At 70.8% G+C, this 26,399-nt stretch carries 27 protein-coding genes; 18 read left to right on the top strand and 9 right to left on the bottom strand.

Annotation, left to right across the window (positions count from 1 at the left end):
• Positions 1–60: 60 nt before the first annotated feature.
• From O1W71_RS07975 to O1W71_RS07985, 3 genes are read left to right on the top strand one after another with little or no spacing between them, the layout of a single operon-like run.
• Positions 61–1,209, top strand: a complete 1,149-nt coding sequence (locus O1W71_RS07975; protein ID WP_269267342.1) for an exonuclease SbcCD subunit D — start codon at positions 61–63, stop codon at positions 1,207–1,209.
• Positions 1,206–4,211: an AAA family ATPase gene (locus O1W71_RS07980; RefSeq protein WP_269267343.1), complete on the top strand. Its 3,006-nt coding sequence runs from the start codon at positions 1,206–1,208 to the stop codon at positions 4,209–4,211. The genes O1W71_RS07975 and O1W71_RS07980 overlap by 4 nt, the downstream gene beginning before the upstream one ends.
• Before the next feature lie 9 nt (positions 4,212–4,220).
• Entirely contained in the window at positions 4,221–4,403 is a 183-nt protein-coding gene (locus O1W71_RS07985) for a hypothetical protein (RefSeq protein ID WP_023952247.1), read from the top strand.
• On the opposite strand, the gene O1W71_RS07990 is transcribed toward O1W71_RS07985, so the two are convergent.
• On the bottom strand, positions 4,391–4,951 hold the full coding sequence (locus O1W71_RS07990) for a phosphorylase family protein (RefSeq protein WP_269267344.1): 561 nt from the start codon (positions 4,949–4,951) through the stop codon (positions 4,391–4,393). The genes O1W71_RS07985 and O1W71_RS07990 overlap by 13 nt on opposite strands.
• 2 nt (positions 4,952–4,953) lie before the next feature.
• Complete coding sequence (locus O1W71_RS07995; RefSeq protein ID WP_258524632.1) at positions 4,954–5,085, bottom strand: hypothetical protein; 132 nt, start codon at positions 5,083–5,085, stop codon at positions 4,954–4,956.
• Positions 5,086–5,228: 143 nt separating this feature from the next.
• On the opposite strand from O1W71_RS07995, the gene O1W71_RS08000 reads away from it, so the two are divergent.
• Entirely contained in the window at positions 5,229–5,810 is a 582-nt protein-coding gene (locus tag O1W71_RS08000) for a hypothetical protein (RefSeq protein ID WP_269267345.1), read from the top strand.
• A gap of 43 nt (positions 5,811–5,853) precedes the next feature.
• Here the strand turns inward: O1W71_RS08000 and O1W71_RS08005 are convergent, their stop codons facing one another.
• On the bottom strand, positions 5,854–7,923 hold the full coding sequence (locus tag O1W71_RS08005) for an NAD(+) synthase (protein WP_269267346.1): 2,070 nt from the start codon (positions 7,921–7,923) through the stop codon (positions 5,854–5,856).
• 70 nt (positions 7,924–7,993) lie between these two features.
• Between O1W71_RS08005 and O1W71_RS08010 the strand changes: the two genes are divergently transcribed.
• A complete protein-coding gene (locus tag O1W71_RS08010; protein WP_269267347.1) occupies positions 7,994–11,512 on the top strand; it encodes a TM0106 family RecB-like putative nuclease in 3,519 nt (1,172 codons plus the stop codon).
• Positions 11,513–11,627: 115 nt separating this feature from the next.
• Here the strand turns inward: O1W71_RS08010 and upp are convergent, their stop codons facing one another.
• Entirely contained in the window at positions 11,628–12,263 is a 636-nt protein-coding gene (upp, locus tag O1W71_RS08015) for a uracil phosphoribosyltransferase (protein WP_023952235.1), read from the bottom strand.
• Positions 12,264–12,350: 87 nt separating this feature from the next.
• On the opposite strand from upp, the gene O1W71_RS08020 reads away from it, so the two are divergent.
• A complete protein-coding gene (locus tag O1W71_RS08020; RefSeq protein WP_269267535.1) occupies positions 12,351–12,782 on the top strand; it encodes a nucleoside deaminase in 432 nt (143 codons plus the stop codon).
• Positions 12,783–12,791: 9 nt separating this feature from the next.
• Here O1W71_RS08020 and O1W71_RS08025 read toward each other — a convergent pair whose 3' ends face one another.
• A complete protein-coding gene (locus O1W71_RS08025; protein ID WP_269267348.1) occupies positions 12,792–13,910 on the bottom strand; it encodes an alpha/beta fold hydrolase in 1,119 nt (372 codons plus the stop codon).
• Positions 13,911–14,024: 114 nt separating this feature from the next.
• On the opposite strand from O1W71_RS08025, the gene proC reads away from it, so the two are divergent.
• A complete protein-coding gene (gene proC / locus O1W71_RS08030; protein WP_269267349.1) occupies positions 14,025–14,867 on the top strand; it encodes a pyrroline-5-carboxylate reductase in 843 nt (280 codons plus the stop codon).
• 37 nt (positions 14,868–14,904) lie between these two features.
• Here the strand turns inward: proC and O1W71_RS08035 are convergent, their stop codons facing one another.
• A complete protein-coding gene (locus tag O1W71_RS08035) occupies positions 14,905–15,576 on the bottom strand; it encodes a potassium channel family protein (RefSeq protein WP_023952231.1) in 672 nt (223 codons plus the stop codon).
• Positions 15,569–17,011: a TrkH family potassium uptake protein gene (locus O1W71_RS08040; RefSeq protein WP_112616695.1), complete on the bottom strand. Its 1,443-nt coding sequence runs from the start codon at positions 17,009–17,011 to the stop codon at positions 15,569–15,571. The genes O1W71_RS08035 and O1W71_RS08040 overlap by 8 nt, the downstream gene beginning before the upstream one ends.
• Before the next feature lie 100 nt (positions 17,012–17,111).
• On the opposite strand from O1W71_RS08040, the gene O1W71_RS08045 reads away from it, so the two are divergent.
• The 6 genes from O1W71_RS08045 (at position 17,112) to O1W71_RS08070 (ending at position 18,995) form a co-directional block, all read left to right on the top strand.
• Positions 17,112–17,519, top strand: a complete 408-nt coding sequence (locus O1W71_RS08045; protein WP_023952229.1) for an ArsR/SmtB family transcription factor — start codon at positions 17,112–17,114, stop codon at positions 17,517–17,519.
• 100 nt (positions 17,520–17,619) lie between these two features.
• A complete protein-coding gene (locus tag O1W71_RS08050; RefSeq protein ID WP_094262527.1) occupies positions 17,620–17,811 on the top strand; it encodes a helix-turn-helix domain-containing protein in 192 nt (63 codons plus the stop codon).
• A gap of 83 nt (positions 17,812–17,894) precedes the next feature.
• Positions 17,895–17,993, top strand: a complete 99-nt coding sequence (locus O1W71_RS08055) for a 30S ribosomal protein bS22 (RefSeq protein WP_003792170.1) — start codon at positions 17,895–17,897, stop codon at positions 17,991–17,993.
• A 114-nt stretch (positions 17,994–18,107) separates the two neighbouring features.
• Positions 18,108–18,401, top strand: a complete 294-nt coding sequence (locus O1W71_RS08060; protein WP_269267353.1) for a rhodanese-like domain-containing protein — start codon at positions 18,108–18,110, stop codon at positions 18,399–18,401.
• Positions 18,402–18,417: 16 nt separating this feature from the next.
• A complete protein-coding gene (locus O1W71_RS08065) occupies positions 18,418–18,696 on the top strand; it encodes a glutaredoxin family protein (protein WP_269267354.1) in 279 nt (92 codons plus the stop codon).
• Entirely contained in the window at positions 18,693–18,995 is a 303-nt protein-coding gene (locus O1W71_RS08070; RefSeq protein WP_112616703.1) for a Dabb family protein, read from the top strand. Before O1W71_RS08065 ends, O1W71_RS08070 begins: the two co-directional genes overlap by 4 nt.
• Positions 18,996–19,031: 36 nt before the next feature.
• On the opposite strand, the gene O1W71_RS08075 is transcribed toward O1W71_RS08070, so the two are convergent.
• Together O1W71_RS08075 and aspS are read right to left on the bottom strand one after the other, a co-directional pair.
• The gene (locus O1W71_RS08075; protein ID WP_269267355.1) at positions 19,032–20,225 is read right to left on the bottom strand and encodes a mechanosensitive ion channel family protein; all 1,194 of its coding nucleotides are present in this window, start codon (positions 20,223–20,225) and stop codon (positions 19,032–19,034) included.
• 89 nt (positions 20,226–20,314) lie between these two features.
• Entirely contained in the window at positions 20,315–21,655 is a 1,341-nt protein-coding gene (gene aspS, locus O1W71_RS08080; protein WP_064956100.1) for an aspartate--tRNA(Asn) ligase, read from the bottom strand.
• A gap of 99 nt (positions 21,656–21,754) precedes the next feature.
• Here aspS and O1W71_RS08085 point away from each other — a divergent pair, with 99 nt between their 5' ends.
• From O1W71_RS08085 to resB, 5 genes are all read left to right on the top strand, one after another.
• Positions 21,755–22,480, top strand: coding sequence for a DedA family protein (locus O1W71_RS08085; protein ID WP_112616707.1), 726 nt, complete (start codon positions 21,755–21,757; stop codon positions 22,478–22,480).
• Between the two features lie 67 nt (positions 22,481–22,547).
• Positions 22,548–23,189: a histidine phosphatase family protein gene (locus tag O1W71_RS08090; protein WP_269267356.1), complete on the top strand. Its 642-nt coding sequence runs from the start codon at positions 22,548–22,550 to the stop codon at positions 23,187–23,189.
• On the top strand, positions 23,189–23,803 hold the full coding sequence (locus tag O1W71_RS08095; protein WP_112616711.1) for a TlpA family protein disulfide reductase: 615 nt from the start codon (positions 23,189–23,191) through the stop codon (positions 23,801–23,803). Before O1W71_RS08090 ends, O1W71_RS08095 begins: the two co-directional genes overlap by 1 nt.
• Positions 23,800–24,639, top strand: a complete 840-nt coding sequence (locus O1W71_RS08100) for a cytochrome c biogenesis CcdA family protein (RefSeq protein WP_114588157.1) — start codon at positions 23,800–23,802, stop codon at positions 24,637–24,639. The genes O1W71_RS08095 and O1W71_RS08100 overlap by 4 nt, the downstream gene beginning before the upstream one ends.
• On the top strand, positions 24,620–26,398 hold the full coding sequence (gene resB / locus O1W71_RS08105; RefSeq protein WP_269267357.1) for a cytochrome c biogenesis protein ResB: 1,779 nt from the start codon (positions 24,620–24,622) through the stop codon (positions 26,396–26,398). Before O1W71_RS08100 ends, resB begins: the two co-directional genes overlap by 20 nt.
• Position 26,399 lies beyond the last annotated feature (1 nt).

Consider the following 26,399-nt stretch of genomic DNA (forward strand, 5'->3'; position numbering starts at 1 on the left):
CTCGCCGCTTCTCCGCGGGGCACCGCGGCGATGTCCGAGCCTCCTCCTACCCTGGTCGGCATGCGGATCCTCCACACCTCCGACTGGCACATCGGGCGGACCTTCCACGGTCATTCGACGCTCGATGCGCTGCGCGGCGTGCTCGAGGAGCTCACGGCTCAGGTCCGCGAGCACGAGGTCGACGTCGTCGTCGTGGCGGGCGATGTGTTCGACTCGGCCGCGCCGGCGGCGGGCTGCTACGCCCTCCTCTCCGACACGCTGCGCGGTATCGCCGACACCGGCGCGCGCGTCATCGTCACGAGCGGCAACCACGATTCCGCCGCGCGCCTCGGCTTCCAGGCGGGGCTGCTGCGCGAGGGCATCCACGTCCTCACCGACCCGGCCGCGGTGGGCACTCCGATCACGATCGCGGATGCCGACGGGCCGGTGCACTTCTACGGCATCCCGTATCTCGAGCCGGCACTGCTGCGACACCTCTGGCCCGAGGCCCGGTCGCAGGCGGCCGTGATCGATCGCGCGATGGGGCTCGTGCGCGACGACCTGGCGGTGCGCGGTGGTCGGTCGGTCGCAATCGCCCACTGCTTCGCTGCGGGGGTCGAGCCGACGCCGCACCTCGAGCGAGACATCCAGCAGGGTGGTCTCGACGTCGTGCCGCTGTCCGCTTTCGCGGGCGTCGACTACATGGCGCTGGGGCACATCCACGGACGCCAGCAGCTCGCCCCCGCCGTCCGCTACGCGGGCGCGCCGCTCCACTACAGCTTCGGCGAGGGTGAGAAGCCCCGGGGCTCGTGGCTGGTCGATCTCGACGCCGACGGCTTCGCCGATGCTCGGTGGCTCGAGCTGCCGGTCCCGCGTCGGGTGGTCACCCTCCGCGGGCCGCTGGCCGACGTTCTCGCCGATCCCGCGCACGAGCAGCACGCCGATGCGTGGGTCTGCGTCGAGTACACCGACACGCTGCCCGAGCGCGATCCGATGCGTCGTCTGCAGGAACGCTTCCCGTTCTGCGCGAAGGTGGTGCACGCCCCGTCGGATGCCGCGCCGAGCGACGCGCGCACCTACGTCGACCGCGTGCGCGCCGCACGCAGCGACGCCGAGCTCGTCGAAGCGTTCCTCGTGCACGTCCGAGAGGGGGCCGGGGCCGACGAGCGCGAGCGCGAGCTGCTGGCCGACGTCCTCGACGAGCGGATCCGCGTGGAGGCGATGGCGTGAAGCTCCATCGCCTGGAGCTGACCGGCTTCGGTCCGTTCCGCGAGAAGCAGACCGTCGACTTCGACGCCTTCGATCGCGACGGCGTCTTCCTCATCTCGGGGCGGACCGGCGCGGGCAAGTCGAGCATCCTCGACGGGGTGAGCTTCGCGCTCTACGGCTCGGTGCCGCGTTACGACAACGGTGAGCGGCGTCTTCGCAGCGACCACAGCTTCCTGGGCGACCCGACCGAGGTGAGGCTGGAGTTCACCGTCGGCGGGCAGCGTTGGCGCGTGACCCGAGCGCCGGAGTACGAGCGGCCCGCGAAGCGGGGCGACAAGCTCACGACCGAGATCGCGCGCGCCGAGCTCGAGCAGCACGTCGACGGTGAGTGGGTGGGCCGGGCGGCGAAACCCCGCGAGGTCGCCCTGCTGCTCGACGAGGTGCTGGGGCTGAACGCGCAGCAGTTCCAGCAGGTGATCCTGCTGGCGCAGAATAAGTTCTCGCGATTCCTCCTCGCCCGCAACGACGAGCGGCAGCAGCTGCTGCGCACCCTGTTCGGCACGAAGCGGTTCGAGCAGTACAAGGACGACCTCGAGGAGCGTCGCCGCGCCGCGCAGCGCGAGCTCGACGCCGCCGGTGATCAGGTGCGGACGCTTCTCGAGCTGGCCGAGGCCGCGATGACGCAGCAGAGCAGCGCCCTCGGCGACGACGGCGCGACGGACGAGGCGGCGCCGCTCGACCTCGCCGGTCGACGCGATGTCGTCGAGCGAGCACACCGTCGCGCCGATTATCGCGTGGAGCAGGCCGACGAACTCCGCCAGCAGGCGGAGTCACGGCAGGCCGCTCTCGTGGCGACGCATGCCGAGCTCGTCGAGCGGATGCGGGTGCTCGACGACCTCGCCGCGGCGCGGCGACGTCTGGACGACCTCGACGCGGTCGCCGATGAGGTAGCTGCGGCTGAACGCCGACTCGAGCGTGCGCGTGCCGCCGAAGCGCTCCGCGCGACGCTGGAGCAGGCCGACCGGTCGGACGAAGCGGCGGGGCAGGCCCGCGCGATGGCGGAGCGGGCCGAGAAGCGCTGGACCGCAGCGGGCGGAGGCACCGACGACGACATCTCCGCTCTGGTCGAGACCCTGACCGGCGACATCGCGCGCTGGACCGACGCGCTCGCCCGTGAGCACGAGCTGACGGACGCCATCGACGCGCGAGACGCGACCGCGGCCGAGATCGCCCTCCTTCAAGAACAGGCGACGCTGCTCGACGAGCAGCACGCCCTTCTGCCCGCGGAGCGCGAACGCGTCGCGGCCGAGCTCGCGGCAGAGACGCTCGCGGCGGCGCGCATCGACGAGCAGCGCGCGCGAGTGGGTGATCTCACTGCCCAGGCCAAGGCCGCCGACGAGGCGGGACGCCTTGCTGGCAAGCTCGGCGAGGCCGAGGAGCATTACCTGCGGGCGAGCGGTGCCGCGGATGCGGCAGCCGCCGCCGTCACCGACCTGCTGCGGCGTCGGGTGGCCGGTCGCGCGGGAGAGCTCGCCGCCGAACTCACCGAGGGCGAGGCCTGCCCGGTCTGCGGGGCGCTCGAGCACCCGCATCCCGCACCCTCGGCGGACGACGGTGTGACGGACGACGATCTGGCCGACGCCGAGTCGGCGCGGGATGCCGCCGCCGCCGAGGCCCGCGACGCGGGCGAGCGCGCCGCCCTGCTGCGCGCAGAGCTCGCCGCCGCGACAGCGCGCGCGGGCGCACGCGGGAGCGATGAGCTCGCGGACCTGCTCGCTCAGGCCCGGGACGAGCTGGCATCCTCCGAACGCGCCGCAGAGCGAGTCATCGCTCTCACCGAGAAGCGCGACGTGCTCGACCGTCTCGACGCGGAGGCCACCGAGGAACGCTCTCGCCTCGCGGCCACCCTGGCCGATGCGCGCGAGCGCTCCGCCGTCGCGACGACGACGCTCGCGCGCCTGGAGAGGGAGGTGGCGGACGCGCGGGGTCCGTTCGCGACGGTCGCGGAGCGCATCGCGGCGGCGACCGAGCGGCGTGACCTCGCGCGTGCGGTGCTCGAGAGCCGGCGGGCGCTCGCCCACAGCGAGGCGACCGCGAGTGATGCGGCGAACGACCGGGCGCAGCGGATCGAGGCATCGGCGTTCGCGGACGTCGGCGAGGTGCGCGAGGCGCTGCTCCCTCAGAACGAGCGAACCGCCCTCACGCGGCGCGTCGCCGAGCACGCCGCGGACCTCGCGGCCACGCGCGCCCGCCTGCTCGAACTCGAGCTCGCTGCCGCGGGGCTGCCCGACGAGCGGCCCGATCTCGACGCTGCTGCGGAGGCGGTCGCCAGCGGAGACCGCGCGCGGAGTGCGGCGATCGCGGCGCACCGCGATGCCGTCAACGCCGCCGAGACGATGCGCGACCTCCTCCTGCGCATCGACGACGCGTTCGTCGCGGTGGCCGGTCTCGCCGAGCGGACGGCGACGGTGACCCGCCTCGCCGACACCGTCGCCGGCCGTGCGCCCAACACCCGGAAGATGGATCTCGAGACCTTCGTGCTCGCGGCCGAGCTCGAAGAGATCGTCGCCGCCGCCAACCTGCGCCTGCGCGACATGTCGTCGGGTCGTTACACCCTCCACCACAGCGACGCGCTGCAGGCCCGTGGCGCAGCATCCGGACTCGGGCTCGAGGTGCTCGACGCGCACACCGGCCGTCTCCGCTCGCCGCAATCGCTGTCGGGAGGAGAGACCTTCCTCGCCTCCCTCGCCCTCGCGCTCGGTCTCGCCGAGGTCGTCACCGGTCGTGCCGGCGGCATCCGTCTCGACACGCTCTTCGTCGACGAGGGCTTCGGGTCGCTCGATCCCGAGACCCTCGAGCTTGCGATGCGCACTCTCGACGAGCTGCGCGCGGGCGGCCGGACCGTCGGCGTCATCAGTCACGTCGAGGGCATGAAGGAGCAGCTCGCCGCACAGATCGTCGTCGAGGCGACGCGCGAGGGCCCGAGCATCATCCGGCAGGAGGCGCTCAGCGAGCGCGACTAGGCTGGCGTCGTGAGGACTTTCTGGACCGTCGTCGGAGTGATCGCCGCGATCTTCGTCGCGTGGGTGATCGTCGACATCGTGCTGCGCCTGGCCGTGTTCGCGGTCAAGCTCGGGCTCGTCGCGGTCGTCGCCCTCGTCGTGTTCCTGCTGCTGCGCCGGCTGTTCGCGCGCAGCAGCGATCAGACGCCGTAGTCGGCGCGGATCCGCTCGTACAGAGCCCGGCTGCACGCGGCCACGGCCTCATCCCACCCGGTCGTCGCGCCGTCCTGGGCATCATCCGACACCGCTTTGAGTACCCGGATGGGGATGCCGAACCGCTGCGCGACCCAGATGTAGACGTACGTCTCCATGTCGACCAGCTGGGCGCCGAGTGACTGGATGAGGGCGACCGCCTCGGCATCGTCGACGAAGACGTCACCCGTCGCGATGCGCACCCCGGCGCCCCCGGCCTCGACGCGCTCGGGCATCGAGAGGTGTCGCCCGCGAACGCCGGCCAGATCGAACACGTCGTGCTGAACGGCGTCGCCGACCTCGTAGATGCCGGGTCCGAGAGCGCCGGTCACCGCCCCCGCCGTCCCGACGACGACGATCTCGTCGTACACGGTGCGATCGAGAGCGCGGGTCAGCTCATGCGCGGCGAGCAGCTTGCCCGGGCCGGTCAGCAGGATGTCGAACCCCGGGATGTCGGCGGGGAAGCCGGTCAGCTCGTCGCGGTGGGCGACGACCAGGAGGCGTCGCACGGTCAGGCACCGCCCCGAGCGATGATGCCGAGGATGCCGGAGATCAGCAGGTAGGCGCCGATGCCGCCCACCACGACCCAGATCGCGATGCGGGCGGAGGACGGTCGCTTGTCGTCGCCGTTGTCGAGGCTCATCCCGCCAGCCTAGGCGAGGTCGCGTCGACCGGAAGCGCGAGCGGCCAGGTGGCCGGATTGACCCGGCGGCACACCCTGGTACGGGCAGGCGTGATCGTTAGACTCGAACTGAGGTCAGACCATCCAGAGGCGGGAGCGACGACATGCAGACGGTACTTCTCGATACGCCCGCGGGCATCACGGCCCGGCTCGGCTGGGACCCGGCGATCACGGTGCACCACCGGCGGCGCATGATCGCGCGCGAGCTCGTCGCACAGGCGCTCGGCTGCGACGATAAGGACGTGCGGATCGAACGCGAGGCGCCGCGCGGTTTCGGGTATCACACGCGCCTCGTCGCCTCACGCGACGGAGTCGAGGTGCCGCTGGCGATCACGACGGCCAGCTTCCGCGCGGCGACGGTCGTCGCGGTCAGCGACCCGGGACTTCCGCTCGGCATCGACATCCGCGACGCGCACCCCGAGCCGGCCGATCTGGCCCGGATGCGCAAGCACTCGCGCCTGTTCTCCGGGGCCGACACCCTCGAGCTCGTCGACCACTGGGTTCACGTGCAGGCCGTGCTCGAGGCCGACGGTCGCGGTGTCCGTGTCGCGCCGGAGCAGGTCAGGCTCGACCCGGGCCGGCACCGCGGCTGGATCCCCGATCGCAACATGAAGTACACGCTCGTCGACATCTCGCGCGACGGGTGGCTCATCACCCTGGCCTACGGCACCCTCCCGACGGCCTGACCCGAGTCTTTCCGATCAGGCCGGTCACTCGACCCGGTCCGGGTCAGTCGACGAGATCGGGCAGCGCCCGACGGAGCTCGGCGAGCCACGCCTCGGCGTTGCCGTCCGACGGCGCGCGCCAGTCTCCTCGCGGCGACAGCGAGCCTGCTGCGGCGACCTTGGGTCCGTTGGGGATCGCGCTGCGCTTGAACTGCGCGAAGCCGAAGAACCGCTTGATGAACACCTGCAGCCAGTGGGTGATCTCGGCGAGGTCGTATGCGTACCGGCTGTCGCGCGGGAAGCCGACCGGCCAGTCGCCGGCGTCGGCATCCGACCAGGCATGCTGCGCGAGGAAGGCGATCTTCGACGGGCGGAAGCCGTAGCGCAGCACGTGATGCAGGGCGAAGTCGTGCAGGGCGTAGGGCCCGATCGTCGACTCGGTGGACTGCACCTTGCCGTCTTCGCCGGCGGGCACGAGCTCGGGGCTGATCTCGGTGTCGAGCACCGACTGGAGCACGGCGACCGCCTCATCGGACAGGTCGGTGCCCGTGCCCTCGCGATGCGCGATGACCCACCGGATGAGGTGCTGCATGAGCGTCTTGGGAACGCCGACGTTGACGGCGTAGTGGCTCATGTGGTCGCCGACGCCGTAGGTCGCCCAGCCGAGCGCGAGCTCCGAGAGATCGGAGGTGCCGATGACGATGCCGTTCAGGCGGTTCGCGAGGCGGAACAGGAAATCGGTCCGCACCCCGGCCTGGACGTTCTCGAACGTCACGTCGTACACCGGCTCGCCGGAGGCGTAGGGGTGTCCGATGCCGCGCAGGAGCTCGTTCGCGGCGGGGCGGATGTCGATCGTCTCGATCGTCGCGCCGATCGCCTCGGCGAGGGCGACGGCGTTCGACTTGGTGTGGTCGCTCGTGGCGAAGCCGGGCATCGTGTAGGCGAGGATGTCGCTGCGCGGTCGCCCCATGCGGTCCATCGCGCGGGCGACGACGAGCAGCGCATGGGTGGAGTCGAGTCCGCCCGAGACGCCGATGACGGGGCGGGGGCCGCCGATGGCTCGCATCCGCTGCTCGAGCCCGGACACCTGGATGTTGAACGCCTCGTAGCAGTCCTGGTCGAGACGCGCCGGGTCGTCCGGGACGAACGGGAAGCGGTCGAGGGTGCGCCGCAGGCCGATGTCCTCGGCGGGCGGGTGCAGGAACGTCTCGACGGTGAGGAAGTCGGTCGCCGTCGTGCGGCGGTTGTCGTCGAAGGTGCCCTGCCGGTACCGGTCCTGGCGCACCCGGTCGAGGTCGACGTCGGCAACGCTGCGCCGCGGCCCGTCGGGGAAGCGCTCGGTCTCGACGAGGAGCGAACCGCCCTCGTAGATCATGGTCTGGCCGTCCCACGAGACGTCGTTGGTCGATTCGCCGAGACCCGCCGCGGCGTAGGCGTAGACGGCGAGGCATCGCAGCGACTGCGACTGCACCAGCGTGCGGCGGTCGTCGGCCCGGCCGATCGTGATCGGCGAGCCCGAGAGGTTCACGAGCACCGTCGCTCCCGCGAGTGCCGCACGCGACGAGGGCGGCACCGGCACCCACATGTCCTCGCACACCTCGGCGTGCAGGACGAGCCCGGGCACGTCGCGGACGTCGAAGAGGAGGTTGGTCCCGAACACGGTCTCGTGCGAGCCGATGCGGATGCCTTCGCCGTCCCACTCCTCACCCGCGGCGTACCAGCGCCGCTCGTAGAACTCGCGGTAGGTGGGCAGGTGGGCCTTCGGCGCGACACCGAGGATCTCGCCGCGATGAATGACGACGGCGCAGTTGTACAGGCGGCTGTGGTGGCGGAGCGGGGCACCGACCACCAGCACCGGCATGAGATCGACGGATGCTTCGACGATGCGCTCGATCGCCGCGTCGACGGCATCCAGCACGGCGTCCTGCAGCACGAGGTCCTCGATGGCGTACCCGGTGAGGCAGAGCTCGGGGAACACGGCGACCGCGACGGAGTCGGCGTCGCACGCGTGCGCCTCGGCGAGCACGGCCTCGGCGTTGGCGGCGGGATCGGCGATGGCCACCGGAATGGTGCAGGCGGCGATCCGCGCGAAGCCGTGGGCGTACGCGCTGGCGAAGGGGAGCGACTCGTTCACCCTCCTCAGTCTGGCACCGGCGTCGGCGGTGTCGCACCCCGCGGTTAGGGTCATTGAACGGAAGGGGATCATGCGATACATCGAGGACGAAGGCCGGGTCGTCTGGAGCGCGAGCGACCTCAAGGCCGCGGCCGAGTGCGAGTTCGCCTGGCTGCGCGCGATCGACGCCAAGCTCGGACGCGTCGCGGCGGTCGACGAGCCCGACGACCCGACGCTCGAGCGGGCCGGACGTCTCGGCGACCGGCACGAAGAGCGCCAGCTCGCGGCGTACCGCGCCGAGTTCGGTGACCGCGTGACCGAGATTCCCGAGACACGGTCATCGGATGCCACGGGCCTGGCACAGGCTGTCGCGCTCACGCGCGAGGCCCTCGCATCGGACGCGCGAGTGATCTACCAGGCCGCGTTCTCCGACACCGACTTCGTCGGGTTCGCCGACTTCCTGCTGCGCGACGACGACGGCCGGTGGATCGTGCAGGACACCAAGCTCGCGCGTCACGCCCGTGTCACCGCGCTGATGCAGCTCGAGGCGTATGCCGTCCAGCTCGATCGCGAGGGCGCGCGCGTGGCCGATCACGTCGAGCTGCTGCTCGGCGACGGGACGGTGTCGCGGCACGCCCGGGCCGACATCGCCCCGGTGTTCGTCCTGCGTCGCGAGCGCCTGCGCTCGCTCATCGCCGATCGTGCTGTCGCTGCGGGCGCGGCAGGTGAGCCCATCGCGTGGGGCGACGACCGCGGCGACCTGCGGATCGCGGCGTGCGGACGCTGCGCGACCTGCGACCTCGAGGTCGTGGCCGCGCGAGATCTCCTGCTCGTCGCGGGGATGCGGCCGATCCAGCGCGAGCGTCTGCGGGCCGCCGGAGTCACGACGATCGACGAGCTCGCCGCGGCACGCGAAGCGCCCGCGCGGATGTCGTGGGACACGTTCACCGGGCTCCGCACCCAGGCGCGGCTGCAGCTCGAGAGCCCGGCGGGAGGCGTCACGGCCGCGGTCGACGGCGAGACCGAGAACGCCCCGAGCGCTGCGCCCCTGCCGACCTACGAGGTCGTCTTCCCCCAGGCGCTCGGCGCGCTTCCCCGGCCCGACCTCGGCGACCTGTTCTTCGACTTCGAAGGCGACCCGCTCTACACCGAAGGGCCGGGCCGCCACTGGGGCATCGACTACCTGTTCGGGTGGGTCGACCTGCGCGAGCAGTACTCCGCGCTGTGGGCTCACACGTTCGCCGAGGAGAAGGCGGCGTTCCAGACCTTCCTCGAGTTCGTCGCCGTGCACCGCGCCGCGCACCCGGCGATGCACATCTACCACTACGCACCGTACGAGCCGACGCATCTGCTCGCGATGGCCGCGCGGTACGGCGTCGGCGAGGCCGAGGTCGACCGGCTCCTGCGCGACGGCGTCTTCGTCGACCTGTATCCGATCGTCCGCCGGGCGCTTCGCGTGGGCTCCCGCTCGTACTCGATCAAGAAGCTCGAACCGCTCTACATGGGGGCCGAGGTCCGCACGAGCGATGTCCAGAAGGGCGATGACTCGATCGTCCGGTATGTCGAGGCTCGAGCGCTCGCCGAGGCCGGTGAGGCCGACGGTGCCGCCGCGATCCTCGCCGACCTCGCCGACTACAACCGTTACGACTGCGTCTCCACTCGGCGCCTGCGCGACTGGCTCGTCGACCGGGCGCGAGAAGCGCAGCTGCGGCCGTCGGCAGACGTCGAGCCCGAAGAGCGCGCCTACGAGCCGTCGCCGCGAGCGACGACGCTCACCCGGCTCGCGGATGCCGTTGCCGCCGACGACCCGGCGGGCACCGAGGCTCCGGCCGCCGTGGCGCTCCGGCTCGGCGCGGCAGCGATCGACTATTACCCGCGCGAGGCGAAGTCGTTCTGGGCCACCCACTTCCTCCGTCTGCGCGAACCGCTCTCGATGTGGGAGGACACCCGTGATGTCGTCGCCGTCGCGGCGGAGCGCAGCCGCGTGCTCGAGGACTGGCATCGCCCCGAGGGCGCCCGAACCGACCGGCGCATCCTCGAGCTCCGCGGCGAGGTCGCGCCGGGCACGCGGCTGAGCGTCGATTCGTCCCCCTTCGCGATCTACGAGTCGCCCGCGCCGTTCCCGACCGAACCGCGGCCGCGCTTCATCCACGCCGACCGGCGCGTCCGGGTCGTCGAGGTCCTCGACGACGGCGCGATCGTCGAGGAGCTCGCTGCGGGGGCGTACATGTGGTCGGAGCTGCCGATCGCGCTGACCCCGGCGGCCCCGCCTCCCGCGGGCAGCCAGCAGGCGGCGATCGACACGTGGGCCGACGGCGTGATCGCCGCAGCGCCCGAGCTGCCCGCCGACCCCGCGACCGATCTCCTGCTGCGCCGGCCGCCGCGGACGCTTTCGGGCGGATTGCCGAGCGATGGATCGGACCCGGTTGCCGATATCTCGCGCGCCATCGTCGACCTCGACCGCAGCTATCTCGCCGTCCAGGGCCCGCCGGGGACGGGCAAGACCTACGTCGGGTCGCACGTCGTCGCGCGTCTGGTCGGTGAACGCGGCTATCGCGTCGGTGTCGTCGCGCAGTCGCACGCCGTCGTCGAGAACATGCTCGATCGCATCGCGGCGGCGGGTGTGCCCCGCGAGAAGATCGCCAAGGCGGTGAAGGGCGAGCCGACCGGTAACGAGGCCTTCACCGTCATCCCGAAGAACGGCGTGGCGGAGTTCACCGCGACCCGTCCGGATGGCTACGTCATCGGCGGCACAGCGTGGGACCTCACCCACGCGGGTCGCATCCCGCGCGGCAGCCTCGATCTGCTCGTCATCGACGAGGCGGGCCAGTTCTCGCTCGCCTCGACGATCGCGGTCTCGGTCGCGGCATCCCGCCTCCTCCTCCTGGGCGACCCACAGCAGCTGCCGCAGGTCAGCCAGGGTACGCATCCCGAGCCGGTCGACACGTCGGCTCTCGGCTGGATCATGGACGGCGCGCACGTCATCCCCGCCGACCGCGGGTTCTTCCTGGCCGAGACCCGGCGGATGCGGCCGGAGGTCGCCGAACCGGTCTCCGTGCTGGCCTATGACGGACGTCTCGCCGCGCACGCGTCGACGGCGGATCGGCTGCTCGAGGGCGTGGCCCCGGGCGTCATGCCGGTGCCCGTCGCCCATCGGCGCAACGCCACCGCCTCTCCCGAAGAGGCCGAGGTCGTCGTACGCCTGGTCGGCGATCTCCTCGGCCGCGCGTGGCTGCCCGACGCCGCGCTCGCACCGCGTCTGCTCGAACAGCGCGACATCATCGTGGTCACGCCGTACAACGCGCAGCAGGTGCTCGTAGAAGAAGCGCTCGCCGCAGCGGGCTACGCCGAGGTGCCGGTGGGAACGGTCGACCGCTTCCAGGGTCAGGAGGCGGCGGTGGCGATCGTGTCGCTCGCGGCATCCTCGGGTCGCGACGCACCGCGGGGACTGGAGTTCCTGCTGCTGCAGAACCGCCTCAACGTCGCCGTCTCACGTGCTCAGCACACGGCGTACATCGTCTACGGCACCGGCATCCTCGACGATCTGCCGCGCACGCCCGAGGGCGTCGCGCGGATGAGCGCGTTCGCTCGCCTCGTCGGGGCGGTCTGAAGCGCGCTGGTCGCTCTCATCGAGCGCACTTCCCACCGACAGGCGCAGCTTGAACTGCGCCTCATTCGCGGAGGTGCGCTCGATGCCCCGGGTGGGGTGCAGGTGCGGGTGCGGGTCAGTCGACGGTGCCGTAGAGGCGGTCGCCGGCGTCGCCGAGACCGGGCACGATGTAGCCACGCTCGTCGAGACGCTCGTCGAGCGAGCCGAGGACGAGGGTCACGTCGCGGTCGCCGACCTGCTTCTCGATCGCAGCAAGGCCCTCGGGAGCACCGAGGATGCAGATCGCGGTGACGTCCTGCGCGCCGCGCTTGAAGATGAAGTCGATTGCGGCCCCCAGCGACCCGCCCGTGGCGAGCATCGGGTCGAGCACGAAGCACTGGCGGTCGCTCAGGTCGTCGGGCAGGCGCTCCGCGTAGGTGGTCGGCTCGAACGTGACCTCGTTGCGTGCCATGCCCAGGAAGCCCACCTCGGCCGTGGGGAGGAGCTTGGTCATGCCTTCGAGCATGCCCAGCCCGGCCCGCAGGATCGGCACCACGAGGGGGCGCGGCTTGGCGATCGCGAGACCGGTGGTCCGGGTCACCGGGGTCTCGATCTCCACCTGCTCGGTGCGGACGTTGCGCGTCGCCTCGTACGCGAGCAGGGTGACGAGCTCTTCAGTGAGCTGGCGGAACACCGGCGACGTGGTGTTCTTGTCGCGCAGGACCGAGAGCTTGTGGGTGATGAGGGGGTGGTCGGCGACGTGAACACGCATGTGATGATCCTACGCGGACGGCCCGTGTGTCCTCGGCTCTACGCTGGTGCGGTGACCCTCACGGCATCCGCTGGCGACATCCGCAGCATGGCGCGCGCCCTCGAGCTCGCAGAGGCGGCTGCGGCTGCCGGCGACATCCCCGTGGGCGCGGTCGTGACGGATGCCGCGGGCACGGTCATCAGCGAGGGCCGGAACCTCCGCGAGGAGACCGGCGACCCGACCGCTCATGCCGAGATCGTCGCGCTGCGCGCCGCGGCGGTCGCGACCGGGTCGTGGAACCTGTCGGGGTGCACTCTCACCGTGACGCTCGAGCCCTGCATCATGTGCGCGGGCGCGCTGCTCCAGGCGCACGTCTCGCGACTCGTCTTCGGGGCGTGGGACGACAAAGCCGGAGCCGCCGGGTCGCAGTACGACCTCGTGCGCGACCGTCGGTTGCCCGTGCGGGCGGAGGTCGTCGCGGGCGTGCGCTCCGCGGAGTCGTCGGCCCTGCTGCGCACGTTCTTCGTGCAGCAACGATGACGGGTCCGGTCAGTCCCAGGAGCTGAGGATGATCGCCTCGGTCGGGGGAGCCGGCGAGATGGGGGTTCCCAGGTAGCCCATCGTCGACAGGATCGCGGTGCGCACCTTGCCCGGGCGCTCGAGGTGCACGGCGTGCCCGACGCCCTCGATGACCACCTCGGTCACCTGACCGCCCGCCTCGCGGTACCGTTCGAACACGGCACGGGTCTGCGCGACCATCTGCTGAGCCGGTGCGGCCTCCACGCCGGGCCAGCCGGGGATCGCGCCGATCTCGCCGAGGTGACTGCTGTCGGCGAACGAGCCGTCGGCGACGATGACGTCGGCGCCGCCCCGTACCCACAGGATCGGGGGAGCGTCGTAACCGGCCGCCAGGTCCACGATCGACGAGACGTCGAAGTGTCCCGGGGCGAGGGCGTTCTGAACGCCGAGCCGGCCCGCGGCGAAACCGGGCCAGTTCTCGCTCGGAACACTGTCGCCGGGGTAGTTGCCCTCGGCCGTCGAGGTCGTGAGCATCGCCTCGACCCACGTGTCCTCGTTGTCGGACTCGTAGTCGGGCGAGACGAACGACGTGCGGAAGAACGAACGGGCGGTGCCCTCGTCGTCGCCCGCGTCGCGAGCCGTGAGGCGGTCGACGAGGGCCGGGCTGACGGCGCCCGCGCCGCATCCGGCGTCGTCGTCGGTCAGGCGCGTGCCGTCGAGGCGGGTACCGCCGAAGCCGTTCGGCGACACGGGCGAGAGCAGGCTCAGCGAGAGCACCCGGTGATCGAGGGCGTACTGCATCGCGACCGCGGCACCCAGGCCCCAGCCCACGAGGTGCACGGCACCGAGGCCCAGAGCCTCGAGCGTCGCGCGCACGTCGTCGGAGAAGTCGCGGACGCCGCGGGTCGCGTCGACGGGAAGCCGTTCGGTGTCGCCGAAGCCACGGAGGTCGATGGCGATCGGGCGGACGTCGCTCGGCAGGTCTTCGATGATCTCCTGCCAGAACAGGCTCGACCCGGGAGCCGTGTGAAGCAGCACGAGCGTGCGGTCGGCCGGCGTCTCGGGGTCGTCTGCAACGCGTTCGAGGATGTTCACCGCCAGGCGCGACGTCTCGATGGTGCGTGGCGTGATGCCGTCGAAGAGGGGCATGGCGGGATCCTTCGCTCTGCTCTGCGCGGCGAGCGCCTCCGCGCCCGCGGACGCTTCGACTCTACCTCGCGCCCGTTCCCTCCGCTGGGAAACGGCCGGACTTAAGATGGCCGCATGCCCGACCTCGTCGCCCTGCCCCCGCTCGCCATCCTCGGAGCCGGTTCGATGGGGGGTGCGGTGCTGTCGGGGCTCGTGGCCTCGGGCGCCGCGGCCGGGGGAGTGACCGTCACCAACCGCACCGCCGAGAAGGCCGCCGCCCTCGCCGACCTGCCGGGAGTGACGAGCGTCGCGCTCGCCGACACTCCCACGGGCAACACGGATGCCGCCGCCGCGGCCGATGTGGTCCTGATCGGCGTCAAGCCCGCGATGGTGCCCGACCTGCTGCGCGAGATCGCGCCGGTGCTGCGCCCGGGGGCGGTGGTGGTGAGTCTCGCCGCGGGCGTCACAATCGACACCTTCGCCCGGATCCTGGGGTCGGATGTCGCGGTCATCCGGTCGATGCCCAACACCCCCGCCGTCGTCGGAAAGGCCGTCACCGGGCTGGCCGCCGGCCCCGCGGCATCCGACGATCACCGGGCGACCGTGCGTGCGCTGTTCGAGACGTGCGGCGTCGTCGTCGAGTTGCCCGAAGAGCAGATCGACGCCCTGTCGACCATCTCCGGCTCGGGCCCCGCCTACGTCTTCCTGCTGATCGAGGAGCTCACCCGCGCCGCGATCGACAAGGGCTTCGCCGAGCCCGAGGCGCGGGTGATGGCCGAGCAGACGTTCATCGGTGCGGCCGCCCTGCTGGACTCCTCGGGGGAGGACCCGGCCGAGCTGCGCCGGCGCGTCACGAGCCCGAAGGGCACCACCGAGCGGGCGATCGCCGTGCTGCAGGAGGCCCGCCTCGACGACGTCTTCGCTCGCGCGACCGACGCGGCGCTGGCCCGCGCCCGCGAGCTCGCCGCCGGAGCCTGACCCCGGCACACCGCGACACCGCGGCGACCAAACCGGGTCAGCGGTCGAGGGAGGCGAAGCGCTCGATGTCGGAGTTGGTGCCCGAGACGATGATGAGGTCGTGGTTGGTCACGACGGTGTTGGCCTCGGCATAGCGGAACGGCTTGCCGGGGCTCTTCACACCGACGACCGTGACGCGGTACTTCGTCCGCACGCCCGACTCGTTGAGGCCGACGCCGCGGATGAACTTCGGCGGGTACATCTTCGCGAGCACGAAGTCGTCGTCGAAACGGATGAAGTCGAGCATGCGCCCGCTCACGAGGTGCGCGACGCGCTCGCCGGCCTCGCGCTCGGGGTACACGACGTGGTTGGCGCCGACGCGGGCGAGGATCTTGCCGTGCGACTGCGAGACCGCCTTCGCCCAGATCTGCGGGACCTTCAGGTCGACGAGGTTCGCGGTGATGAGGACCGACGCCTCGATCGACGAGCCGACGGCGACGACGGCGACCTGGAAGTCCTGCGCACCGATCTGCTTGAGCGCGTCGAGGTTGCGGGCGTCGGTCTGCACAGCGTGCGTGACGCGCTCCGACCACTTCTGGACGAGCTCGAGGTTGTCGTCGATCGCGAGCACCTCGCGGTCGAGGCGGTCGAGCTCTCCCGCGCAGGCGGCGCCGAAGCGCCCCAGCCCGATGACCAGGACGGGAGCGTCGCTTCGGATCTGCTCAACCAACGATCGGCCTTTCGACGGGCAGGGCGTACAACTGCGAACGGGATGCCGCGGCCACCGCTGCAGCGAGAGTCACTGTACCAACGCGGCCCATGAACATGACGAGGGCCATGACGTACACCGCGGGGTCGGGCAGTTCGGCCGTCAAGCCTGTCGACAGGCCGACGGTCGCGAACCCGGAGATGACGTCGAACAGCACCTCGTCGACGGGGGCCTTGGTGATCTGCGCGATCGTGACGGTGCCGATCGCGACGATCGTGGCGCTCCAGGCGACGACCGAGAGCGCGACGCGCTGCACGTCGCTGGGGATGCGGCGGCGGAACACCTGCACCGACGGGCGCCCCTTCGCCTCGGACCACACGGCGAGGGCGAGCACCGCGAGGGTGGTGACCTTGATGCCGCCCGCGGTCGAGGCCGAGCCGCCGCCGACGAACATGAGCATCGATCCGACGATGAGGGATGAGCCGTGCATCTCGCCGATGTCGATGATCGAGAAGCCGCCCGACCGGGTCATCGCCGAGATGAAGAACGCCTGGAACGTGGTGTCCCACGCCTCCATCGACCCGAAGGTCGCCGGATTGTCGTACTCGAGGAGCAGGAAGACTCCGGCGCCGGTGAAGAACAGGATGATCGTGGTGATGATCGTGAGCTTCGCGTGCAGCGACCACGCCCGCACGTGCCACTGGTGGCGCCAGAGCGTGAAGATCACCGGGAAGCCGATCGAGCCGAGGAACACCCCCGCCATGAGCACGGTGAGCATCACGTAGTCCTGGGCGAACGGCTGCAGGCCCTCGGCATTCGGCGAGAAGCCGGTGTTGGTGAAGGCCATCGCCGCGTAGTACGGGGCCTCCCACAGCGCGGTGAGCGGATCGACGCCGCCGAACAGCAGCGAGGGATACAGCAGGATCGCCAGCCCCGCCTCGATGACGAGCGTCGACAGTGCGACGGTCCGCAGCAGCAAGCCGACCTCGCCGAGGCGGACGGCCTGACCTTCGTTGACGGGACCGCCGTGCGCGCGCATCGGATTGCTGTCGCCGGCGGCGATGAGCTTCGCGCGCAGACCGAGGCGCTTGGAGATGACGAGGCCGAGGATCGACGCGAGGGTCAGCACGCCGAGCGCACCCACGTTGACGCCGATGTAGATCAGGACGTGACCGAACGGCGACCAGTGCGTGGCCATGTCGACGGTCGCGAGCCCCGCGACGCAGATCGTCGACACCGCGGTGAACAGCGCGTCGGCGAACGGCGTGGCCCGGCCTGACGCGGATGCCGCCGGCAGAGAGAACAGCGTCGTGAAGACGAGGATCAGCGTCGAGAAGATCAGCACCGCGAACCGAGACGGCGACGCGGTCGCCAGATCACGCCCGGCGTCCCAGGCGCTGCGCCCGAAACCACCGAGGCGGTGGAGGACGATCGCGCCGACGGACCTGTCCGCCATGCGTGTTCCTCCCCACGATCGCAGCTGCTGCTCCCGGCGCCGCAGTAGGTCGGTGCCGATGTCATGGTACTCGGGCGCGTGCGCCGACTAACCTGATGGCATGGCGGACATCTTCGACGTGATCGCCGACGGTACCCGTCGGGACATCCTGCGGCTCTTGCTCGATCGCGACTCCGATCCCCGCTCGTCCGGCACGAGCGTCTCGCAGATCGTCAGTGAGCTCGGGGTGAGTCAGCCGACGATCTCCAAGCATCTGAAGGTCCTCCGGGGTGCCGAGCTCGTCACGGTCCGAGAGGAAGGGCAGCACCGGTACTACAGCCTGTCGCCCGAGCCGCTCGACGTCGTCGACGACTGGCTCGTCCCCTTCCTGTCCTCCGAGGCCTACGACGCCGAGCCCGTCGCCGCCCTCCCCGAACAGGCCGTGGCTGCGGCCGAGCTCGTCGGCCGGGCTGCGGCATCCGCCAAGCACGCCGTCACGAGCGTGTTCGGCAAGCGCTCCGGTCGCTGACGCGGCGGCATCCGTGCCCGGTCCGCAACACGTGTCACTCCGGTTTACACGCGTTGCGCCGCGCCCCTAGAGTGTTCGCATCCGGGGGAAAGGGATGACGATGGCCGAGCTGCCCGATGTGCGCTTCCTCACCGTTGCGGAGGTGGCCGAGATCATGCGGGTGTCGAAGATGACGGTGTATCGCCTCGTGCATTCCGGCGAGCTGCCGGCTGTCCGCTTCGGTCGGAGCTATCGCGTGCCCGAATCTGCCGTGCGCGACGCCGTGCAACGGCCGATCGCCGACGTCGGCTAGACTGATCCGAGGCATTTTTCGCGAGGTGCCTGTTCCCGGACGCAGACGAGATGCGTCCAGACCCTGACATAGTGAGGTTTTCCGTGGGTTCTGTCATCAAGAAGCGCCGCAAGCGCATGGCGAAGAAGAAGCACCGCAAGCTGCTTCGCAAGACTCGCCACCAGCGCCGCAACAAGAAGTAAGTCGCGGCGACGTCACTGAGCGCCCCATTCGGCTCCGGCCGAGGGGCGCTTCGTGCTTTCCGGATGCGGCCGCCCCACTGCGCCGCGGCCTAGGCTGAACGTGGAGGAACGAGCATGAAATCCATCACCATCGACGAGCTCCGCGCGGGCCGCGACATCCCCCTCATCGACGTCCGCGAGGATCACGAGTTCGCCGCGGGGCGGGTCCCCGGCGCGATCAGCATCCCGATGTCGCAGCTCGGTGAGCGGATCGACGAGCTGCCCGACGGCGCCTTCGATGTCATCTGCCAGGCCGGCGGACGGTCAGCCCAGGTCGTCGCCGCCCTCGAGGCACGCGGCTACGACGCCACGAACGTCACCGGCGGCACGGGTGAGTGGGCCTCGCGCGGCTTCGAGCTCGAGCGCTGACAGCGGCGCGCCACCGATGTCCACGCTGACGCTCATCTCCAAGCCCGGCTGCCACCTCTGCGACGTCGCCCGCGAGATCGTCGACACCGTCGTGGCCGACCTGCCCGGTGACGCGGACGTCGAGGTCGTCGAGAGGTCGATCTTCGACGACCCGGCGCTCTTCGAGCAGTGGTGGGAGAAGATCCCCGTCGTGCTGATCGACGACCGCCTCCACGCGCACTGGCGCGTGTCGGCCGACCGGCTGCGCGCCGCGCTGACCGACGAAACCCCGACCCCGACCGAGGAGTCCGCATGACCATTCGCCACGTCGTCGCCTGGAAGCTCGCTGCCGAAGACCCCGAGACCCGGGCCGAGCACGCCGCCGAGGTGGCGCGCCGCATCCAGGGTCTCGTCGGTGTCGTCCCCTCGATCCGCTCGCTGAGCATCGGGCCGAACGCGGCTTACGCCGATGTCAACGGCGACGTCGCCCTCGTCGCCGACTTCGACGATGTCGCCGGTCTCGAGGCATACCAGGTGCACCCGGCTCACCAGGAGGTCGCCGCCTTCGTCCGCGGCGTCGTCGCGAGTCGCATCTCGGTCGACTTCGAGGTCTGAGCCACCCGGCCTCGACCGGCTCGCCCCGAGGGGGTCTCAGTCCCGCCGATCGCGCTCGGCGAGCTCGTCCGTCATGACCACCGGGATCGCGTTCGTGAACGTGCTCGCCCGTCGTTCGGCCTCGGCACTGCCGGTGAAGAGCCCGTCGTTGGTCGGGGTGGGGTCGTGCGTGATCGGGTGGTCGGTGTGGTGCCCCGGGGCCGTGGCATCCGACATGACGATCCGCTGAACCGGAACGGCCTGCGGCATCGTGCGCTGCACCCACGTGACCATCGCTTCGCGCACGAGGCAGCGGAGGTCGAACAGCGTGGGAGCGTCCTTCGCGGTGACCAGGATGCGCACGCGGACGTAGCCGGCGACGGCATCCGTCACCTGCAGCACCGACGTCCGGCGATCCCAGAGGTCGGTCTTCTCGAGCACGTCGTGCAGGTGCGCGCGCATCGCGGCGGGCGAGACGTTCCAGTCGAGATCCATCTCGACGGCCCCCAGCAGCTCGGAGCCGCGCCGCGTCCAGTTCTCGAACGGCGTCGTGGTGAAGTAGGTGCAGGGGAGGACGAGCCGGCGGTCATCCCACAGGTCGAGCACGACGTAGCTGAGGGTGATCTCTCCGACGCGGCCCCATTCGCCGTCGGCCACGACGACGTCGTCGACGCGCAGGGCGTCGCTGAAGACGATCTGCAGCCCCGCGAAGACGTTGGCGAGCACCGACTGGGCGGCCAGTCCCGCGACCACCGACGCGATACCCGCGGAGGCCAGGACGCTCGCCCCCACCGCCCGCACCGAGTCGAAGGTCAGGAGGGCCGCGCCGATGCCGATCACGATGATGATCGCCACGGCCAGACGCCGCACAATGAGCATCTGCGTGCGGATACGGCGGGCGACGCGGTTGTCCGGCACATCGATGCGGTAACGGCCGAGTGCGATGTCGGTGACGACCAGCACGAGAGAGGCCAGCAGCCAGGCGCTCGCGGCGATGATGACGATCGTCAGCAGCTGGCTCAGGACCGACCGCCAGAGCTCGTCGGGGAAGGCGGTCTGCACGGCGGCCCACAGGACGATGGCGACGAGCAGCGAACGGAACGGCGCGCGCGAGCGGCGGCCGAGCACCTCCGGCCAGCGCTGCCGTCGGGCGGCGATGCTCAGCGCCACATGAGCGACCACAGCGATCACCGCGGCGACCGCGAGACCCACCAGCACCGCGATGGCGAACTCCATCCACCCGTCCCACATACGTCGTACTCCTTCCGTCACGGGAGAAGCCACGATACGGGCGGCGGCGGACGCTGCCTGAGCGCTTGCCGGGTGCGTGGGGTGTTGTGTTACGGGGCGAGGCGCGTCGGCCCGCGGAAGAGGTACGTGACCTCGCGGATCGACGATTCACCGAGCAGCAGCATCAGCACGCGCGCGAGGCCCATGCCGAAGCCGCCGTGCGGCGGGGCGCCGTAGCGGAAGAAGTCGAGGTAGAAGTCGAGGTGCTCGGGGTCGAGACCCTTCTCCTTCGCCTGCTCGATGAGAACGTCGACGCGGTGCTCGCGCTGCGCGCCGGTCGTGATCTCGACGCCGTTGAAGAGCAGGTCGTACGACTTGGTCAGCCCGGTCTCCTCGTCGCGCATGTGGTAGAAAGCGCGGATCTCGGGGTGGTAGTCGGTGATGAAGACGAACTGGTGACCGTAGGTCTCGAGCACGTGCGCCGAGATCTGGCGTTCGCCCTCGGGGTCGAGGTCGCCGTCGGTGCGCGGGATGTCGTAGCCGCGTGCCGCGACGATCTCACGGGCCTCGGCCAGGGGGATGCGGGGGAACGGGGTCTGCGGAACCTGTACCTCGACACCGAACAGTTCGGCGATCTCGTCGCCGTGCTTGTCCTTGACGGCCTGGAAGGCGAACTGCAGCAGCTCTTCCTGCATCGCAGCGACGTCCTCGTGCGAGTCGATCCAGCTGATCTCGGCGTCGATCGAGGTGAACTCGGTCGCGTGCCGCGAGGTGAACGACGGGTCGGCGCGGAAGACGTCGCCGATCTCGAAGATCTTGCCGAAGCCCGCCGACTGCGCCATCTGCTTGAAGAACTGCGGGCTCTGCGCGAGGTACGCCGTCTTGTCCTCGAAGTAGGGCACCTCGAACAGCTCGGCGGCCGACTCCGAAGCGGAGGCCATGAGCTTGGGGGAGTGGATCTCGATGTAGTCGCGCTCGATCCAGTACGTGCGCATCGCGTGCTCGAGCGTCGTCTGCACGCGGAAGATCAGGTTGTTGCGGCGCTGACGCAGGTCGAGGAAGCGCCAGTCCATGCGCTTGTCGAGACCGGAGTCGGCCGCGATGGGCGTCTCGGGGAGGGCGGCGGCCGCGATGTCGAGGGCGCCGATCTTGATCTCGACGCCGCCGAGCTTGACGCGCTCGTCGTGCTTGAGCTCGCCCGTGACGGTGAGGAACGTGCCCGTCGAGAGGTTCGAGATCAGCTCGGTGAGGGCGAGGGCTGCGGCATCCTGCTCGCTGCCGTCCTCGGCCGGGCGCGTCGCGGGGTTGACCAGCTGCACGGCGCCGGTCTCGTCGCGGAGGATGACGAACTGCACCTTCTTCTGATCGCGGACGGTCTCGACCCATCCGGACACCGAAACGGGGCCGTCGGGGCGGGCCTGCAGCTGCTGGACGAGAACGCGTTCACTCACGAGGGGAGAGTCTACGCGTCCAGCAATCTCCGACGTTGCCGTCATAGGCTGTGCGCGGGGCCCGGCCGGGCATCCGATCACCGAGCGCGAAGGCACCCGATGACCGTCATGACCCGCACCGCCTACGCCCACGCGTCGGAGGCCTCCGCAGACGAGGGCGGGTCGTGGCTGACCACGCTCGCCGACTGGACCGTCTCGCTCATGGACACGATCGGGCCGGCGGGGGCGGCGATCGCGGTCGGCATGGACAACCTGTTCCCGCCGATCCCCAGTGAGGTCGTCCTGCCGATGGCCGGGCTCGCGGCCTCACGCGGATCCTTCACGCTCGCCGAGGCGATCCTGTGGACCACGTTCGGGTCGGTCTTCGGAGCGTACATCCTGTACTTCCTCGGCCGCTGGCTGGGAGCGGAGCGGCTGCGCCGCATCGCCGACCGGATGCCGCTGGTGACCGGCGACGACGTCGTGCGGTCGGTCCACTGGTTCGAGAAGCACGGCTCGATCGCGGTGTTCTTCGGCCGGATGGTGCCGCTGTTCCGCAGCCTCATCTCGATCCCAGCCGGGGTCGCGCGGATGCACTGGTGGAAGTTCGGCCTGCTCACCACCGCGGGAAGCCTGATCTGGAACTCGATCTTCGTGATGGCCGGCTTCCTCCTCGGCGAGAACTGGCACATCGTCGAGCGCTACGCCGAGACCTTCCAGCTGATCGTGATCGTCGTCGTCGCGGTGCTCATCGTCTGGTTCGTCGTGAAGCGCGTGCGCGATCTGCGTCGCGATCGAGCCGCGGGCGCGGGGCCGGCGCCGGAGCCGAGCGTCGAGGGGTCCTGACCCACCGGCTGCCGGCCGATCGGGCGCTCAGGGTCCGCATAGGAGCCGCCGCCGTAGACTGGAGACCGTGCCCGCAGCCCGTCTCCATCTCGTGCGCCACGGTGAGGTTCACAACCCCCAGCGCGTGCTCTACGGACGGCTGCCGCACTTCGGACTGAGCGAGGACGGACGGCGCATGGCCCGTTCGGCCGCCGAGCACGTCGCGTCGCTCGACCGCCCGGTCACCGCCCTGATGTCGTCGCCGCTGCAGCGCACGCGCGAGTCGTCCGAGCCCTTCACCGAGCTCTTCGGCCTCGATCCTGTCATCGACGAACGAGTCATCGAGCCGCACAACGTCTTCGAGGGTCGGCGCATGCGCAACGCCCTCGTCAACCCCTGGAATTGGTGGCACCTGCGCACGCCGGCGACTCCGAGCTGGGGCGAGCCCTACCTCGAGATCGTCGCGCGCATGGATGCGGCCATGCGCGACCTGTGGCACTCGACCGATTCGGGCGATGCGGTGATCGTCTCGCACCAGCTGCCGATCTGGATCACCCACCTCGCGGTCGCCGGCGAGCCGCTGCGCCACGACCCGCGTCGGCGCCGATGCGCGCTCTCGAGCGTCACGAGCTTCGAGCTCTCCGACGGGGGAGAGCGCGCCGCGTGGCGCGAGGTCGCGTACGCCGAGCCCGCGTCGACCGCGGGCGCCGTCGATGTAGGAGCAGTCTGATGAAGCGCCGCCTTGTGGCCGCCGTCCTCGCACTCGGACTCGCGGCGGGCCTCGCCGCCTGCTCGAGCCCCAACGACGACCTCGCCGGGCAGTACCGCGACGGCGACAACAAGGGGTTCATCTCGGGCGATGGCACGACGACCGAGATCCCCGAGGCCGAGCGCGGCGCTCCGATCGCGTTCAGCGGCACCGCCGTCGACGGCTCGACGATCTCGAGCGCGGACTACGCCGGCAAGCCGCTCGTCCTCAACTTCTGGTACGCGCAGTGCGGCCCGTGCCGCGCCGAAGCGCCGCTGCTCGAAGAGGTCTACACCGATACGCAGGAGGTCGGCGCGGAGTTCCTCGGCGTCAACATCTACGACGGTCCCGAGCAGGCCTCGGCCTTCGAGCGGAACTACGGCATCAGCTACCCCTCGCTCCTCATGCAGGGCGACAGCGAGCTGAAGCTCGCGCTCGCGGCATCCGCGTCGGTCCAGGCGGCGCCGACGACGCTCGTGCTCGACACCGAAGGGCGCGTCGCGGCCCGCATCGTCGGCCAGCTGCGGGATGCCGGCATCCTCCGCACCCTCGTCGAGGACGCCGCGAAGGCGGGCGCCGGCGCGGGATCGTCGTGAACCCGGGCGAGATCGTCTTCGGCGGAGCCCTGTGGCTCGCGGTGCCGATCGCCGTGCTCGCGGGGCTGGTGTCGTTCCTGTCGCCGTGCGTGCTGCCGCTCGTCCCCGGCTACCTGGGCTTCCTCGGCAGCGCGGTCACGCCGCGCGAGCCCGCTGAGCGGGTCGCCAGCCGCGGTGAAGCTCGGAAAATGTCGGGAAGCTCGGAGGATGCCGCCGGATCGGTCCGCGTTTCGACGGATTCTCCGACGTCCGCGCCGGGCCGCGGACGCCTCCTGCTCGGTGTCGGGTTGTTCATCGCGGGGTTCACGGTCGTCTTCCTCGCGATGGGCGTCTTCGCGGGCACGATCGGCCGCGCATTCTTCGAGTACCAGGAGGTCATCACGCGCGTCCTCGGCGCCGTCGTGATCGTCCTGGGGCTCGTGTTCGTCGGCATGTTCGGCTTCGCGCAGCGGATCTACCGGCCGCAGCTGCGGCAGAACCTCGGCCTCGCCGGAGCGCCGTTGCTCGGCATCGCGATGGGCATCGGCTGGGCGCCCTGCATCGGTCCGACCCTCGCGGCGATCCTCTCGATCGCCCTCAGCCAAGCCGACCCGACCCGCGCGGGCGTTCTCGCCGTGGCGTACTCGCTGGGGCTCGGCATCCCCTTCGTCCTGCTGGCGCTGGGCGCGAGCTGGGCCACTCGCTCGGTGGCCTTCGTGCGCCGCCACATCCGCGTCGTGAACATTGCCGGGGGAGCGCTGCTCGTCGTCCTCGGCCTGCTGATGGTCACCGGCGTCTGGACCACGATCATGTCCGTCTTCCAAGGAGTGGTGGCCGGTGTCCCGACCTTCCTCTGACCAGGCCGATCCCTCGGCGCCGCTGCGACCGGGCGACCACTCCGACGCCGCTCCCGCGGCCGAACCCGCCGACGGCGACCGCGAGATCACCCAGCCCCAGCTCGGCTTCGTCGGGTGGCTGCGGTGGGGCTGGCGGCAGCTGACGAGCATGCGCACGGCGCTGGTCCTGCTGCTCCTGCTCGCGATCGCGGCCATCCCGGGGTCGATCGTGCCGCAGCGCAGCGCCGACCCCAACGGCGTCACCCAGTGGCGCACCGACAACCCCGATCTGTATCCCATCCTCGATGCGCTGCAGATGTTCGACGTGTACACCTCGGTGTGGTTCTCGGCGATCTACATCCTGTTGTTCGTCTCGCTCGTCGGGTGCGTCATCCCGCGCACGAAGCACCACTGGCAGGCCATGAAGTCGCGCCCGCCCCGCACCCCCGTGCGCCTGTCCCGGCTGGCCGATCACCGCACGGTCGGAGTCGCCCTGCGCGACGACGAGGATGCCGCGGCCGCGGCGTCGGCGGCCGTCGACGAGGCTCAGCGACAGCTGCGCAAGTCGGGTTACCGCGTCGAGCGGTACGACTCGGGCCAGGTGGCGTCCGTCTCGGCCGAGCGGGGCTATCTGCGCGAGACGGGCAACCTCGTCTTCCACGGCGCGCTCGTGGGCGTGCTGATCTCGGTCGGCATCGGCGGCGGGCTGACCTACACGGGCCAGACCGTCATCGTCGAGGGTGACACGTTCGTCAACTCGCTCGGTCTCGGGTATACCTCGTTCAACCCGGGCCGCTTCGTCGACACCGACCAGATGCCGCCGTACTCGCTGACCCTCGACAAGTTCGACGTGACCTACGGCCCGTTCAGCGGGGGACCGGGGCACGGGATGGCCGGTGACTTCCTCGCCCACCTCACGGTGACCGAGCCCGGGCAGGAACCGCGTGAGGGCGAGGTTCGGGTTAACCACCCGTACGGGATCGAGGGTGACCGCGTCTACCTGATGGGCAACGGCTACGCCCCGACGATCACCGTCCGCGACGCCGCGGGCGAGGTCGTCTTCAGCGAGGACGTGCCGTTCCTGCCGCAGGACAACAACATGACCTCGATCGGCGTCGTCAAGATCGCCGACGGGATGCCGAAGCAGCTCGGATTCGCCGGCTTCTTCTACCCGACGGCAGCGACGCTCGAGACGGGGGCCATCGCCTCCGCCTACGGCGACCTCACCAACCCGCTCGTGACCTTCCGTGTCTACGAGGGCGACCTCGGCATCGACGACGGGACGCCCCGCTCGGTCTACACGCTCGACCCGACCGGCATGGAGCAGATCGCCGGCGGCGACGCGGAGGCCGCGTCGCTCGAGCTCGAACCCGGTCAGACCGTCGACCTCCCGGGCGGTCGTGGCACCGTGACCTTCGAGGACCAGCGCGCATCCGGCGCTCAGGAGGCGGTCAAGCGCTACGTCTCGCTGTCGATCCACCGCGACGTGGGGGCGCCGTTCGTGCTCGTCTTCGCGATCCTCGCCACCCTCGGCCTGCTCGCGGGGCTCTTCGTGCCGCGCCGGCGCCTGTGGGTCAAGGCGACCCCGGTAGACGGAGCGATCCGCCTGGAGTACGCCGGCCTCGCCCGCGGCGAGGACCCCGCGATCGCGCAGGCGGTCGCCGACATCTCCCGCAGTCACCTCGCCGCCCTCGGGCGCGATGAGGTCGAGCTGCCGCCCGAGGCCGAGCGTCCGCGCCGTCCCCGCCCCGCCCGCGCGCAAGCGCCCGACGTAAACTGAG

The sequence above is a fragment of the Microbacterium sp. H37-C3 genome (assembly GCF_027157935.1).
GTDB lineage: Bacteria > Actinomycetota > Actinomycetes > Actinomycetales > Microbacteriaceae > Microbacterium > Microbacterium plantarum.

Coding starts and splice junctions, on each gene's coding strand:
- O1W71_RS07975 (WP_269267342.1), top strand. CDS start 61: ATGCGGATCCTCCACACCTCCGACTGGCACATCGGGCGGACCTTCCAC.
- O1W71_RS07995 (WP_258524632.1), bottom strand. CDS start 5,085: ATGAGCCTCGACAACGGCGACGACAAGCGACCGTCCTCCGCCCGCATC.
- O1W71_RS08000 (WP_269267345.1), top strand. CDS start 5,229: ATGCAGACGGTACTTCTCGATACGCCCGCGGGCATCACGGCCCGGCTC.
- O1W71_RS08010 (WP_269267347.1), top strand. CDS start 7,994: ATGCGATACATCGAGGACGAAGGCCGGGTCGTCTGGAGCGCGAGCGAC.
- upp (WP_023952235.1), bottom strand. CDS start 12,263: ATGCGTGTTCACGTCGCCGACCACCCCCTCATCACCCACAAGCTCTCG.
- O1W71_RS08020 (WP_269267535.1), top strand. CDS start 12,351: ATGGCGCGCGCCCTCGAGCTCGCAGAGGCGGCTGCGGCTGCCGGCGAC.
- O1W71_RS08025 (WP_269267348.1), bottom strand. CDS start 13,910: ATGCCCCTCTTCGACGGCATCACGCCACGCACCATCGAGACGTCGCGC.
- proC (WP_269267349.1), top strand. CDS start 14,025: ATGCCCGACCTCGTCGCCCTGCCCCCGCTCGCCATCCTCGGAGCCGGT.
- O1W71_RS08040 (WP_112616695.1), bottom strand. CDS start 17,011: ATGGCGGACAGGTCCGTCGGCGCGATCGTCCTCCACCGCCTCGGTGGT.
- O1W71_RS08045 (WP_023952229.1), top strand. CDS start 17,112: ATGGCGGACATCTTCGACGTGATCGCCGACGGTACCCGTCGGGACATC.
- O1W71_RS08050 (WP_094262527.1), top strand. CDS start 17,620: ATGGCCGAGCTGCCCGATGTGCGCTTCCTCACCGTTGCGGAGGTGGCC.
- O1W71_RS08060 (WP_269267353.1), top strand. CDS start 18,108: ATGAAATCCATCACCATCGACGAGCTCCGCGCGGGCCGCGACATCCCC.
- O1W71_RS08065 (WP_269267354.1), top strand. CDS start 18,418: ATGTCCACGCTGACGCTCATCTCCAAGCCCGGCTGCCACCTCTGCGAC.
- O1W71_RS08070 (WP_112616703.1), top strand. CDS start 18,693: ATGACCATTCGCCACGTCGTCGCCTGGAAGCTCGCTGCCGAAGACCCC.
- O1W71_RS08075 (WP_269267355.1), bottom strand. CDS start 20,225: ATGTGGGACGGGTGGATGGAGTTCGCCATCGCGGTGCTGGTGGGTCTC.
- O1W71_RS08085 (WP_112616707.1), top strand. CDS start 21,755: ATGACCGTCATGACCCGCACCGCCTACGCCCACGCGTCGGAGGCCTCC.
- O1W71_RS08095 (WP_112616711.1), top strand. CDS start 23,189: ATGAAGCGCCGCCTTGTGGCCGCCGTCCTCGCACTCGGACTCGCGGCG.